This is a genomic window from Vibrio sp. J2-4, assembly GCF_021728155.1.
In the GTDB taxonomy this organism is placed as follows: Bacteria; Pseudomonadota; Gammaproteobacteria; order Enterobacterales; family Vibrionaceae; genus Vibrio; species Vibrio diabolicus.
Map to the genome: position 1 here is coordinate 26,570 of NZ_JAKKCN010000003.1, position 14,352 is coordinate 40,921.

Genomic DNA, 14,352 nt, shown 5'->3' on the forward strand with positions numbered 1-14,352 from the left:
AGATAGACGTTTGATTAGACGAGAGAAACCGTTCTATCAAAGCGATCTTGGATTCAGCAGTACGACGTCACCCTGCTTTAACCCCGTTCGCACTCTCCCCAACTCTCCAAGCTGGATAAGTCGAGTTTCTACCTCACCGCTGTCTTGCACCACTTTTACGTAGTCCAATTGACCAACTTGGTAAACCGCCTCTTTTGGCACGCGAAGTACAACATCGTCGGTCAAGGTCAACGCGACTTTGGCGTATGTACCTGGATAGATAGCCGTTAGCGGCTCAAATTGAAGCTTTACGGTATAACTGCGCGAGTTGGCATCTGCCGACGGCGTCACTTCTTTTACCGCCGCTTGCGCGTTGAGGTTGTAAGACGGAAAAACAACGTCCACTTCTTTATCGTAAGTCACATAAGGCATGACAGACTCAGCAAAGTTCACCTCTATTTCCAACGAGTTTGGATTGTACATTGATAAAAGCAAAGCCCCCGGCGTCGCAGTATCACCTTTGTTGATGGGCTTTTGCGTGATCAAGCCATCAAACGGCGCAGTAATAATGCTGTAGCCAAAGGTCGTTTCCGCCTCAGAGACCGCCGCTTGAGCTTTATTGAAGTTGGCTTGCGCGGTTTGCAACGCACTTTCCGCTTGGTCAAATTGCGATTGAGGGATCAGTTTTTTGTTTAAAAGCGCTCTGACACGAGAAAACTCCTTTCTCGCCGCATTGAGCTGCGCTTGTGCAGAGGATAAAGCCTGCTCACTTTGACGAACTCGCGCGTCGAGATCATCGCTTTCTAGCCGCGCCAACACGTCTCCTTGCTTCACTCTATCGCCAACCTTCACCAATACCTCCATCACCGATGCCGTTAACCGTGCAGCGATATCGGCGTGCTGCTCTGCAACGACGACGCCCGGAAACTCTCGAACAACCGATTCGCTGGTTAACATCAGTTGATGTGTCTCTGCGTTATTTACATCAATCTGGTTGGTTTTCGCGTCATGTTCTGTCGGCAACTTTTCTGTAAAAAAACCAGCCATATAGAGAAAAAGAAGCGCGAGTATGGCAAACAGAATCACGCCTAACCATTTGGTATCTAATTTCATTGCTCTTCCTCCATCTGAGGTAATCCATGTCCTTTGGTGTTTTGGTATGCAAGGTTATAAACCACCGGAACCACAAGCAGCGTAAAGATGGTCGAGGCGGTAATACCGAATATGATTGCCCAAGCCAAACCGTTAAAAATTGGGTCTAGCGTAATCACGACGTTACCCAGTAACGTTGTACCCGCGGTCAGCAATATTGGCCGCATACGAACAACACCAGATTCAATCAACGCATCATGTAAACTACGACCTTCAGCCAGCGATTGCTGAACAAATTCAATCAAAACGAGTGAGTTACGCACCACAATCCCTGCTAGCGCAATCATGCCGATCATCGCGGTCGCCGTGAACAGCGCTGGGTTCGGGTAATTACCGATGTCACTGCTTAACACATTCAAAATCCAAAACCCCGGCATAATCCCAATCACGGTCAGGGGTATCGCCAGCATGATGATGCCCGATACCGCAGGTAAACCAGTTTGAATCAACATCACCACAAATACGCCAAGCAGCGCAGCGCCATAAGCAATGCCTAAATCGCGGAATACGTCCACTGTGATTTTCCATTCCCCCTCACCACTCCAAACCACTTCGATGTAATCTGGCACGCTCCAAGTGACACCAGCGCCATTGCTCAAGTACGTGCGATCTTGCCAGTGACGATGCACATCTTCCGCGTGAGTTGAATCTTGGTCAGCCATCACATCGGCAATCACTTCACCCGGAACACGCCCAACTACCTCGGCGTAGACATACACAACAGGCTTGAGGTTTTTATGGAAAATCGGTTTGTCCGCTGCGCGTTTCACAAAATGACCGACTTCAGACAACTGCACGATAGGCTGAGGAGCATCCACAACCGCCCCATTGGATTCTACTTTTGCAATGCCCGGACGGCCTCGCACATAAAGTTGCTCTAGTTGATTAAGGTTATCTCTGTCTTCGCGTCGGAGCTGCACTTCGATAGGTAATGGAGCCACTTCTCTTGGATCGGCGATATAACCGAGCACTTTGGCGTTCGCGGCGGTAATAAGCGTGTTATTGATATCAGCAACAGAAACACCAGACAGCGCCGCTTTTTCTTGATCAACGATGAACTGCCACGTTTCTAAATCACCTTGGATGCTGGTATCCACCTCAGAAACCAACTGTTCTTTGCGAAGCCTATCCGCGACTTTCTCTGCTTGAATCATCAGATCTTCATAAGATGTCGCTTCATCACCGTAAACTTCTGCCGTAATGGTGGCGATAACAGGCGGGCCTGGCGGCACTTCGACTAGCTGCACGTCAGCGTCAAAATTATCTGCAATCTGCTCTAAATCCGCCCTGAGTCGTGTCACCAGTTCGTGTGATTGCATTGCGCGGCGATTCTTCTCTGCAAGAACGACTCGAAGCTCGCCTTGGTATGGTTCGCTACGCATAAAGTAGTGGCGCACCATGCCGTTGAAATCCATTGGGGAAGCGGTGCCTGCAAAGCCCGACACACTTGTCACTTCCGGCACCGTCATTAAATAGTCCGTAAAGCTCGACAGCGCGTTGGAGGTATCCACAAAGCTTGAAGACTCTGGCATGTTTAATACCAATTGGAACTCATTTTTATTGTCATAAGGAAGCAACTTGAGTGGAACTAAGCGAAGTGCTGGCAACAATGCTGCCAAGACGAACAACAAGGCAACCAAACCAAGGAAAAGCCACGCTTTCTTACGACTTTCAAGTAGCGGAATCAACACACCACGATACAAACGATACATCGGCGAAGATTGGATGTCATAGTGGCCGTTTTCCTCAGCACCTTTGAGTAGCTTCTTGGCAAGCCAAGGCGTGATCATAAACGCAACAACGGTACTAAAGATAACGCTGATCGGAACGTTGAACGCCAGTGGCGCCATGTAAGGCCCCATCATCCCAGTGATAAAAAACATCGGCGTAAACACGATCACGATTGCGACCGTCGACATTAACAAGGCGCTACGAATTTCTGCCATGGCGAGAACAATCGCGTTGGTTCGTGTTAGATTTTTGCGTTTGAGGTAGCGTTCAATGTTGTCGATACTGGCGATCGGATCGTCCACGATCAAACCTAGCGCCAAAATCAATGCAAAGAGTGTGACTCGATTGATGGAATAGCCAAATGCCAAGTCCATCCCGAGCGCGGCGCCATAGCTAATCGGAATCGCGATACCAACCACCAATGCGCTTCGCCAGTTCAAGAACAAACCGACAAACACCACGACCGTTAGAATAGAGATGCCAAGGCTTGATACCAAGTTGTTTACTTTCGCATTCGCCGTTTCGCCATAGTCACGCATGACTGCAACATGAACTTGTGGAGGAAACTGCTCGGATTGAAGCTCCGCCAGTTTATCCCGAACAGACTGAGCGACGTTAACTGCGTTCGAGCCTTTTTGCTTAGCGACAGAAATGAACACCGCTGGGTATGCTTCATCGTGGTTTTTATCGCGATACCAAGTATCGGATGTCGCCTCACCTTCACCGTCGTAAATACGCGCGACATCTTTCAAGTAAACGGGTTTGCCATTGAGCACCGCGATAACAAGATCGCCAACTTCTTCGGCGTTGGTCAGAAACCGTCCCGACTCCAATGTGTAATTTTGCCCGTTTACGCGAACGTTCTTGCCTTGGGTTTTGCTATTACTGAGCTGAATGGCCTGTTCGAGGTCATCGATGGTTACTTTGAAGTTTGCCATCGCAACGGAATCAAGCTCTATCTGGATTTTTCTCGGCTCACCGCCAATCACTTCCACCTTGTTGGTGGCATCCAATGATTTAATGCCTAACGTGGCTTGGTCTGCAATACGTCTCAACTGATGGCGATCGAGAATGTCTGGATCGGTGGAATAAATTGCGGCAACAACAATGGGTACATCATCGATTTCAACAGGCTTTACAAGCCAGTTAGTGACAGAAGGAGGAACTTTGTCTTGGTTGGAATAGAGTTTGTTGTAAAGCTTAACCAAAGCATCTTCACGGTTTTCGCCGACATAGAAACGAACGATGACTTGCGCAGCACCTTCCATTGACGAAGAATAAACGTATTCCACACCGTCAATTTGGCTAACAAGCTTTTCTAATGGTTCAGTGATTTGATTTTCGACTTGAGAAGCGCTTAGTCCGGGAGCCGAAACCAATACATCTGCCATTGGCACAACGATTTGCGGGTCTTCCTCTTTCGGGGTCAACCACAAAGCCGCGGCACCGACCATAAGCGCGAGTAAAATCATGATCGGAGGGAAAAAGCTGTTCATCACGGACTGAACAAAACTTCGCTTTAGTTTGTCGGGCATCCTTTCCCCTCCATATCAGATTGATTATTTACGCGTTCGCGGTTTTCATCTTCTTCGCGTTACGGTGAGTAATGATCGCCTTCGCGAACAGAGATCCAACTAACATCGCAAGGAAGAACACCACAATGCTCACGTTGCCTAATGCCAGACTCGCAACCGCAGGGCCAGGGCAAATACCCGCCAAACCCCAACCTAAACCAAAGATCGCCGCACCAGATAACAAACGTCCGTCGATGTTCTTATTGGTTGGTGTGCAAAACGCTTCACCGCTAACTGATTGTTTTCTCGGCTTGATGATTAAAAAATAGCTTGGCATGAATACCGCGAGTGCGCCGCCCATCACAAAAGCCAAACTTGGGTCCCAACTGCCAGAAATATCTAAAAATCCAATGACTTTAGCTGGGTCGATCATGCCGGACACCGCCATGCCCATACCGAATAACACACCGCTCAAAAGAGCAGAAAAACGAAAAATAGTCTTGTTCATGGAATCTCTCTTAAACTAGGTGAAGTCGAACGAATACCGTTAAGCCAGCGACAACCATAAATACACAGGTCGCCACAACAGAGCGTTTAGACAAACGGCCCATGCCACAAATGCCGTGTCCGCTAGTACATCCGTTACCCAGTCTGGTTCCGATTCCTACCAATAAACCAGCGGCAATCACCATCCCTAAAGAAAGGTTCGCGGTACTAGGAACCGCAACGCCCAACATTAGGACGCTAATCAAGCCACCAGCTATCATTCCAACCGCAAAAAGCAATCGCCACGAATAATCGCCTTTTTTCGGTGACATAATGCCATTCATAATTCCACTGATTCCGGCAATTTTCCCGTTAACCAACAACAATATAGTGGCGGAGATCCCTAACAAAAGGCCACCAAACAACGATTCCCATGAAATAACGTTTAACATTATTTACCTCTAAAATCTTAGCTACGAATTAGTTACAGAAAACGCTATGAAGCGCCTTTATTAATGACTCAACTCTCGGTTCTGACAACGAATAAAACACTTGCTGTGATGCCTTACGAGCCTTGATCAATTTGTGTTTGCGAAGCACCGTCAAGTGCTGTGAAAAGGCGGATTGGCTAAGGAACGAGTTCTTTTGTAGCTCCCCAACACCAACCTCACCTTGGGTCAGTTGGCACAACACCATTAGCCTTTCCGGATGTGCCATTACTTTTAGGAGATCAGCAGCTTCATTGGCATTGCCTTTCATTGCTGCTACATCCATATCTGTATAGCTCATGACTCACCTCTATATTAAAAACTAAATTAGATACTACTAAAGTAACATATTTAGTCAACACTAAATTAGTAGTGATGAATTTAGATAAATTAACATTAGACATTTCTAATTTAGATAATTATAGTGATGAATATCAAAGGATGGCGTTCTCAGTTTGAGAGTACGAAGGAGAGGAGTTATGACGTTAGAAAATGCAGTACGAATTTTTGCAGGCACGATGGTATTGATCTCGGTCATACTAACCGTGTTCGTTCACAGTAACTTCATTTGGTTCACCGTGTTTATCGGCGTTAATCTTATTCAAAGTGCTTACACGGGAATCTGCCCTGCTGCTTATTTTTTAAAGAAATTTGGTTTTAGATAATCTAGAGCGTAGTGACCTTTCACACTGGCTATTCGTGAAAGGTCAGTTCGCCCTAAAACTTGGAGTTAAAAATGACTAAGATCTTAATCGTCGGTGGTGTTGCAGGTGGTGCATCTGCGGCGGCGCGTGCTCGTCGTCTAAGCGAAGATGCCGAAATCATCATGTTTGAACGTGGCCCATTCGTTTCATTTGCCAACTGTGGCTTGCCTTATCACATCGGCGGCGATATCCAAGAACGCAGTAAGTTACTACTACAAACGCCAGAAAGCTTTTTAGCACGCTTTAACGTTGATGTTCGCGTGATGAATGAAGTGGTTTCTATAAACCGACAGGACAAGACCGTTACGATCAAAAACCTGTTGGATGAGTCTGAATACGTAGAATCGTACGATTTTCTACTGCTTAGCCCAGGTGCCGGCCCTATTGTTCCGCCAATTCCAGGTCTCGATAACCCGCTCACCCACTCGCTACGTAACATTCCAGATATGGATCGCATCATCGAAACGATCCAAATGAACAAGCCAGAGCATGCGACGGTTGTTGGCGGCGGTTTCATCGGTTTAGAAATGATGGAAGCCTTCCACCAACTTGGCATTAAAACCTCTCTGATCGAAATGGCAGACCAAGTCATGACGCCAGTAGACCGTGAAATGGCAGGCTTTGCTCATGCAGAAATTCGTGACAAAGGTATCGACCTAAAACTTGGCGTCGCGCTTGAATCTGTGAAATTCGTACCTAACGAGCACGTTGCAAGTTTCGACTCTGGTGAGAGTGAGAAACACCAACACCTAGAAGGTGAATTGGAGTTAACACTGAACAACGGTGAAAAACTCACTACCGATATTCTGATCATGGCAATCGGTGTACGTCCTGAGACAAAACTGGCGCAAGAAGCCGGCCTTCAAATTGGCGCGCTAGGCGGTATTTACACGAACGAATACATGCAAACCAGCGATCCATCTATCTACGCTGTCGGTGACGCGGTAGAAGAGAAAGACTTCGTGACTGGCGAGCAAACTCTAGTGCCACTTGCAGGCCCGGCAAACCGTCAAGGTCGTATGGCAGCGGACAATATGCTTGGTCGCAAAGAAACTTACCAAGGTACACAAGGTACTGCGATTTGTAAGATCTTCGACCTTGCTGTGGCTTCAACAGGTAAAAATGAGAAACAATTGAAACGCGCTGGCGTTGAATACGAAAAAGTGTACGTCCATACCGCAAGCCACGCGAGCTACTACCCTGGTGCAGAAGTGGTGTCGTTCAAAATGTTGTTCGATCCAAAATCAGGCAAGATTTTAGGTGCTCAAGCAGTTGGTAAAGACGGTATCGACAAACGTATTGACGTTATGGCTGTTGCACAACGTGCTGGCATGACGGTTGAACAACTACAGCATCTTGAACTGACTTACGCGCCACCTTACGGCAGTGCAAAAGATGTGATCAACCAAGCGGCGTTTGTGGCAAATAACATCATCAAAGGTGACGCAGCGGCGATTCATTACGATGAAATCGACAACCTGACTGAAGATCAAATTCTCCTCGACGTCCGTAACCCGGGTGAATTGGAGTCTGTTGGTTATCTTGAAGGGGCAATCAACATTCCGGTTGACCAGTTACGCCATCGTATGGGTGAACTACCAAAAGACAAAGAGATTGTGATTTACTGTCAAGTAGGCTTGCGCGGTAACGTGGCATACCGTCAACTGGTCAACAATGGTTACAAAGCTCGTAACTTGATTGGTGGATACAGAACACTCAAATTCTCGCGCTTATAACGGGATAATAAAAACAGAGAAAACCGAGGGATTGGTTTTCTCTTTTTTTATTTACATGGACTCAAATCTAACTCATTAACCTTCTATCGCCAAACGGACTGCCGCTTGAGCATGGATAGACGTGGTATCGAGTAGCGTAACATCGGTGTGACTTTGGTTTACAAGTAAGGCAATTTCAGTGCACCCGAGAATCACAGCTTCAGCTCCCTGCTCTTTTAGTTTTTCAATGATTTGCAGGTATATCGTTCTCGATTCCTCTTTGATTTCACCTTGGCATAACTCTTTATAAATAATGTTATGCACTATAGAGCGATCATCTTGAGCAGGAGTTATGACATCCAGCCCATAGAGGTCGGAAAGCCTTCCTTTGTAAAAGTCTTGCTCCATTGTGAATTGAGTACCTAGGAGTCCGACCTTTTGAACCTCTTTCTCACGAAGTAACTCAGCAGTCGCGTCTGCGATATGTAGTATGGGGATATTAATGCTGGCTTCAATTTGAGGAGCAACTTTGTGCATTGTGTTCGTACAAATAAGAATAAAATCAGCGCCCCCTTTTTCTATTGAAGATGCAGCATCAGATAGAATACTTGCCGTTTCTTCCCATTTACCTTGGTGTTGAAGTTTCTCTATCTCTGAAAAATTCACGCTATACATACAAACTTTTGCGGAATTTAGGCCACCTAACGCCTCTTTGACCCCTTCGTTGATCAATTTGTAATAACTAAGCGTCGACTCCCAACTCATGCCGCCTAGAAGACCGATAGTTTTCATATAACTCTCCAATCGTTATACACCACTATGGGAGGGGTGCTTTTACAAACAAAATCAACCACGTGGATAGACAGCTTTCTAGCTTTGTCACTAGTGAAAACTGGATAAACCTGCGATCAAAAAAAACGAGAACCAAAAAGGACGACTACGCGATTCTCATATCTCCTCGCAACATTGTTACCGCACTTCCAGAAAGCTTAACGTATTCCGGACTCAATAGTTCTGTATAAACAACTCCACTTCTCTTGGATGCTTGAAAGCCTTTTAATTGCGCTTTACCGAGCTCTTTAGCCCAGTAAACACATAAAGCGCAATGAGCAGAACCTGTCACTGGATCCTCATCAACACCAACCCAAGGGGCAAAGTAACGAGAGACAAAATCAGCGTCAGTGCTTGAGTGAGCAGTGATAACAACTCCACGACCTTTTTGTTTAAGTAGCGCACTAAAATCAGGTTCGAGTTGCTCTATCAAAGACTCATCATTGATGACGATCAACTGCTTATTATCAAACTGACCATAAGCGTTTACATCAGCCACATCGAGCCCTAAGCCGTGAAGCAAGTCTGTGTTAATACTTGCTCGCATATCTAAAATAGGAGCAGGAAACACCAAATGAATGTCGTCATGATCAAGTTGTGCAGTTAAAACGCCGGATAGCGTGCCAAACTCAATGGTATCACCAGTACTATATAACCCTTGCTCTCTCAGCACGTGCGCCGTGGCCAACGTGCCATGTCCACACAAAGCGACTTCCGTTTCAGGTGTAAACCAACGAAGTTGCATTGTATTTAATGACAGAAACGCTGTTTCAGATAGTGACATCTCTGCCGCTATGACCAACATCATTTCCTCATCAAGGCTTGATTCTGTGATACACACACCTGCAGGATTGCCTTTGAACACATCTGATGTAAACGAGTCGATCTGAAAAATTTTAACTTCCACAAAATATCCTTAAGTTCTATCAACCACTGTAGAACCATTAGCAGCACTTAGTGCATTTGTACCACGTAATGTATTGCACCAGTTATTTGAGCAGTAAACCTTTCTTAACTAAGAAGAAACCACTTTTTCTCCTGATGGGATTTATTGGTATTTTGCCGAAGTAATGAACTCACCGAATGTTTCACACCAAACAACAACAGTATTGTATTCAGAAATGGAAATCCCTTGAGGAACCTCAACAACGAAGTTATTGAATGTTTTGACATCACCAACCAAGTTCATCTCAGATTTAAGGTCATTAAACGCTTGTTCAGTCTCGACAAATTTAGGAGATAAATAGAGTTTATAGTCAGGCCCGGGAGCGAGTTTTCCTACCAGCGTAATAGCTTGGGAACTCAAATGAATTTCACCTTCTCCCCAATGAAAAGCGTCGCTACCTTTGAGTTCCCTCTTAAACACTGCGCTGTATTCTGCACCTTGCTTGCTCTTAGCAACTTGCTCATCGGTCGGCGCAGGCGGTGCAATAAGAATCGGTAAAGTATAGATACCTATCGCAATACCAATCGCAACAGCCACTAAGTGGCTTAACGTTAATTTAATTATACTTTTCAAGGTCATCTATCTTCTTGTTAGTTTCATCAGCTTAGATTTCGGCTCAAATACAGACATCCGTCAGGTTATACGTCTAATAGCCTAATTTCATTAATATTATACACAAGCTGGACCAATGCGCCTTAATTGCTGCCTTTTAGAGTGCTATCCAATAACCCCGTTATTAACGAAAATAACTATTTTAATTCAGCCCCCTACACGCCTTCGACGAAATGATCTAAATGCAAAGTGAGCAATTAAAAACGGCTGATAATTGATATCAGCCGTTTGCTTATCTGGAATGTCGTTGTGCTGGTTTGGGAGCTATTCTGCTTCCACCAAAGCGATCTTATCGGATGTCGATTTTTCCAATTTGATCGCAATAAACTTAGAGGTTGGCGTAAACGTTCTATCCCCATAACTATCTAAAGGAACCAATGGGTTCGTTTCTGGATAGTAAGCCGCCGCCTGACCTGCTGGTACGTCATAGGCAACAAGCGTAAATCCGCTCACACGCCGCTCAACGCCATCTTCCCACAATGACACCATGTCTACTTTATCGCCCGGTTCAAATCCGAGTTTACGAATATCCGCGTCATTGATGAACAGGACTTCGCGCATGCCAAATACTCCACGATAACGGTCATTCAAGCCGTAAAGTGTCGTATTGTATTGGTCGTGTGAGCGCATGGTTTGCAAAATCAAATCTGGCTTTTGGCCTTTTTCGAGTATCGCTTCGCTGATCAACTGCTTCGGCAACTCGCTAGAGCTGAACTGTGCTTTGCCGCTTGGTGTATTCCATCGACGCTCGGCTGCTGGGTTTACCAAGTGGAATCCACCCGGGTGTTTAAGCTTATGGTTAAAGTCGGTAAAGCCCGGAATCGTGTCGGCAATCAAATCGCGAATTCGGTCGTAATCTTCAATCGCCCACAACCAATCAATTGGTTTTGCCCCGAGTGTAGCATTGGCAATACCGGCAATAATCGCTGGTTCTGAACGCAAATGCTCCGAACGCGGTTTTAGCTGACCAAATGAGATATGCACCATGCTGAAGGTATCTTCAACCGTCACGCCTTGTGGGCCAGTCGCTTGCTGATCAATCTCGGTACGGCCTAAGCATGGAAGAATAAGCGCATCTTTACCTGTGACAAGGTGAGAACGATTTAACTTCGTCGAAATGTGTACGGTTAAATTACAGTTTCGCATCGCGCTGTGCGTACGTTCTGTGTCTGGCGTTGCTTGTGCAAAGTTACCGCCCAAACCGATAAATACTTTCGCTTGCCCTTCTTCCATCGCTTTAATGGCTTGCACAGTGTTGTGGCCTTCACCACGCGGGACGGCAAAGTTAAATCGACTTTCAATTCGATCCAACAACAGATCTGAAGGTTTTTCATCAATACCCATCGTACGGTCGCCCTGAACGTTACTGTGACCACGCACTGGTGAAAGACCCGCGCCCGGCTTACCAACATTACCTCGTAACATTTGCACGTTTGCGACTTCTTTAATGGTTGGCACAGAGTGACGATGCTGAGTCAACCCCATTGCCCAACACATGATCACACGTTCTGCACGTCGATACATGCTCGCCACCATCTCGATTTCACTTAAATCAAGACCCGATTGTTCCGCGATGTGTTCCCAAGAGGTTGCGTCCACTTCAGCCAAATACTCATCAATACCTATCGTGTGTTGCTTGATGAATTCACGGTCAAATACCGCTTTGCCACCGTTTTGCAATGCCTCGCGTTCCCATTGCAGCAAGAACTTCGCGATGCCACGAAACACTGCCATGTCTCCACCTAAAGCAGGACGCAGGTACGCCGTGTTTGTAGGCTCTGAGCCATTACTCAACATCTCAATCGGCATTTGTGGGTTTTGGAAACGCTCTAATCCGCGCTCTTTGAGCGGGTTTAGACAGATAACCTGTGCACCACGTTTTACCGCTTCGCGCAGAGGTTCAAGCATTCGTGGGTGGTTCGTGCCCGGGTTTTGACCTATCACGAAAATCGCGTCGGCTTCTTCAAAATCATCAAAGATCACTGTGCCTTTACCAACACCAATGGTGTCTTTCATCCCTATTGCACTGGCTTCGTGGCACATGTTGGAACAATCTGGGAAGTTGTTGGTACCGAATGCGCGCACAAATAGCTGATACAAAAACGCCGCTTCGTTGCTTGCACGACCAGAGGTATAAAACTCCGCTTGGTGCGGCGAATCCAATTGATTGAGATGTTTCGCGACAAGAGCAAAAGCCTCATCCCAAGAGACTGGCACATAGTGATCGGATTCAGCATCGTATCGCATTGGGTGCGTGATACGGCCTTGGTATTCCAACCAGTAATCGGTTTGCGTTGAGAGAGAAGAAACGCTGTGATTGGCAAAAAACTCAGGATCAACCAGACGATTGGTCGCCTCCCAGTTTACCGCTTTCGCGCCATTCTCACAGAAATTGACTTTACCACTATCTGGCGACTCACCCCATGCACATCCCGGGCAGTCGAAACCGCCATTTTGGTTGGTTTTGAGCATAGTGCGAATGTTTTTAACTGCATTTTCACTGCCCCACCAACTTCTGGTTACGGCTTTCAGTGCACCCCAACCACCAGCTGGACCTTTGTATGCTTTTATTTGTTCTTTTTGGCTCACGACTTTACTCCTCGCAGATATACCAGCAAGCAGGGTGCCCGTGAAAACAAGCGCGTTATTTATTGAGATAATGCGGAAGTATTGAAGGGCTTAGTTTCTAATCCATGTATTTTTTAATCCAAATAAGTAACCACTCAACATGCTCTCGCTTGTCCGAGCGTTTACTTATCTAGATTCTTGCTATCGGATACCCGCCTACTGTTTCTAAGACTGTTAAATTCAATTTGCATTGTTGCGCCTTGATCTAAATCAAAGATTAAGTCGTTATTCAATATGCGTCCAATTGATAATCCTGACCGAGTGATAAACAAAATCTATGACGAACTTTTCCACTGACGCTCATCACATTTTTAATCAATACAGTTTATGAGGTTAATCGTTTTCCCATTCGATTCCACCTAGTTCGCTTAACGAACTCAATAAAATCGGCATTCTTGATAATAGATAGTATCTATCACACTATAGATACTTTAAATTTGACCCTAATTAATATCAGGAATAGCCTTGATTCAGATCAATTTTGAGTGTGGTTTTATTCTTGACTTGGTTTTGGTTTTCCATTTCCCAGTTAAAACGCTCCAGCGCTTAAAAAGTACGGTAGTGCTGTGCCCTTTTTTAGGGAGTTCCCCCGTACATGTGACTCACAACGCAAGGTGAACAATCCATTATGGATATCAAACAACTGAAATATCTCATCGCACTTGAACAGACCAAACACTTTGGTCAAGCCGCCGCATTGTGCCACATTACGCAGCCTACCTTGTCCATGAGAATCCGAAGCTTAGAGGAAGAACTCGACCTCGAATTAATCCAGAGAAGTCAACGATTTGAAGGATTTACTGAAGCCGGAGAACGCATTTTAGCTTGGGCAAAAACCGTCTTAGCCGCTCATGATGGATTGCAAGCCGAAGCCGCCAACTGCCGTGGTCAATTGGTCGGCTCTCTTCGGCTTGGAATGGTGCCACTCGCCAGCCAAAACCCTATGCAATTGCTCAAACCATTAGCTCAACAGTTCCCTGAGTTACGCTTTCAAATACTCTCCATGACGACCGAACAGATCATAGACCAACTCAATCGCAATCAACTTGATTTGGGGATGTGTTATGTCGATCAAGTTAACACCGCTTACTTCGATGTTATCGAGCTAGATTCGACCAAACTTGGCGTTTTATTCGATGAGCGTCATTTTGATTTTGCCGAATCTGAAGTGTTGTGGGAGTCACTCAATAACATTCCGCTAGGGCTGCTTTCGAAGGGCATGCACTATCGCCACTCAATTGATCTTAGCTTTGTGAGTAAAGGACTGGTTCCGCAAACCGTCATTGAAAGTAACTCCACCTTTCACTTGATCCAAGCAGTAACCAGTGGCCTTTGTTGCGCCATTATGCCGCTGAATTGTGGATTGGAAGAGTTGAACGATACGCTTCGCATTATCCCTATCGAAGAAGCCGCCGTTCACGCCCCGCTAGGTTTGTTAAAGAGAAAACAAGAACCCTTCTCCGCGCTAACCGATCAGTGCTTTGCAGAAGCAAAAAGCATATTCAATCGATAACAAGAATACACACGTCAATTTTTGGCATAGACAACGGCTTATGAGGTGATTTC

General features: G+C 45.9%; 12 protein-coding genes. 3 read left to right on the forward strand and 9 right to left on the reverse strand.

Going from position 1 to position 14,352, the window contains the following annotated elements:
• Positions 1–36: 36 nt before the first annotated feature.
• Genes L3V32_RS10375 through L3V32_RS10395 form a run of 5 tightly spaced genes read right to left on the reverse strand, consistent with a single transcriptional unit; the run spans position 37 to position 5,651 of the window.
• The gene (locus L3V32_RS10375; protein ID WP_237284244.1) at positions 37–1,092 is read right to left on the reverse strand and encodes an efflux RND transporter periplasmic adaptor subunit; all 1,056 of its coding nucleotides are present in this window, start codon (positions 1,090–1,092) and stop codon (positions 37–39) included.
• The gene (locus L3V32_RS10380; protein ID WP_237284245.1) at positions 1,089–4,397 is read right to left on the reverse strand and encodes an efflux RND transporter permease subunit; all 3,309 of its coding nucleotides are present in this window, start codon (positions 4,395–4,397) and stop codon (positions 1,089–1,091) included. The genes L3V32_RS10375 and L3V32_RS10380 overlap by 4 nt, the downstream gene beginning before the upstream one ends.
• A 28-nt stretch (positions 4,398–4,425) precedes the next feature.
• Complete coding sequence (locus L3V32_RS10385) at positions 4,426–4,884, reverse strand: YeeE/YedE family protein (protein WP_005479357.1); 459 nt, start codon at positions 4,882–4,884, stop codon at positions 4,426–4,428.
• A 10-nt stretch (positions 4,885–4,894) separates the two neighbouring features.
• Positions 4,895–5,314, reverse strand: a complete 420-nt coding sequence (locus L3V32_RS10390) for a YeeE/YedE family protein (RefSeq protein ID WP_237284246.1) — start codon at positions 5,312–5,314, stop codon at positions 4,895–4,897.
• A gap of 28 nt (positions 5,315–5,342) precedes the next feature.
• Positions 5,343–5,651, reverse strand: a complete 309-nt coding sequence (locus tag L3V32_RS10395; protein WP_012842251.1) for a metalloregulator ArsR/SmtB family transcription factor — start codon at positions 5,649–5,651, stop codon at positions 5,343–5,345.
• A 178-nt stretch (positions 5,652–5,829) separates the two neighbouring features.
• On the opposite strand from L3V32_RS10395, the gene L3V32_RS10400 reads away from it, so the two are divergent.
• Together L3V32_RS10400 and L3V32_RS10405 are read left to right on the forward strand one after the other, a co-directional pair.
• Entirely contained in the window at positions 5,830–6,015 is a 186-nt protein-coding gene (locus L3V32_RS10400) for a DUF2892 domain-containing protein (protein ID WP_012842250.1), read from the forward strand.
• A gap of 71 nt (positions 6,016–6,086) precedes the next feature.
• Positions 6,087–7,790, forward strand: coding sequence for an FAD-dependent oxidoreductase (locus tag L3V32_RS10405; RefSeq protein WP_109170296.1), 1,704 nt, complete (start codon positions 6,087–6,089; stop codon positions 7,788–7,790).
• 75 nt (positions 7,791–7,865) lie between these two features.
• Here L3V32_RS10405 and L3V32_RS10410 read toward each other — a convergent pair whose 3' ends face one another.
• The 4 genes from L3V32_RS10410 to L3V32_RS10425 form a co-directional block, all read right to left on the reverse strand.
• Positions 7,866–8,561, reverse strand: a complete 696-nt coding sequence (locus L3V32_RS10410) for an aspartate/glutamate racemase family protein (RefSeq protein WP_203342477.1) — start codon at positions 8,559–8,561, stop codon at positions 7,866–7,868.
• 145 nt (positions 8,562–8,706) lie between these two features.
• Positions 8,707–9,507, reverse strand: a complete 801-nt coding sequence (locus L3V32_RS10415; protein ID WP_237284247.1) for a PhzF family phenazine biosynthesis protein — start codon at positions 9,505–9,507, stop codon at positions 8,707–8,709.
• A 141-nt stretch (positions 9,508–9,648) separates the two neighbouring features.
• Positions 9,649–10,125 (reverse strand): DM13 domain-containing protein, encoded by a 477-nt coding sequence (locus tag L3V32_RS10420; protein ID WP_145535125.1) that lies wholly within the window; start codon positions 10,123–10,125, stop codon positions 9,649–9,651.
• A 297-nt stretch (positions 10,126–10,422) separates the two neighbouring features.
• On the reverse strand, positions 10,423–12,747 hold the full coding sequence (locus L3V32_RS10425; protein ID WP_237284248.1) for an FdhF/YdeP family oxidoreductase: 2,325 nt from the start codon (positions 12,745–12,747) through the stop codon (positions 10,423–10,425).
• A 667-nt stretch (positions 12,748–13,414) separates the two neighbouring features.
• Here L3V32_RS10425 and L3V32_RS10430 point away from each other — a divergent pair.
• Entirely contained in the window at positions 13,415–14,299 is an 885-nt protein-coding gene (locus L3V32_RS10430) for a LysR family transcriptional regulator (protein WP_046875405.1), read from the forward strand.
• The last annotated feature ends 53 nt before the right edge of the window (positions 14,300–14,352 follow it).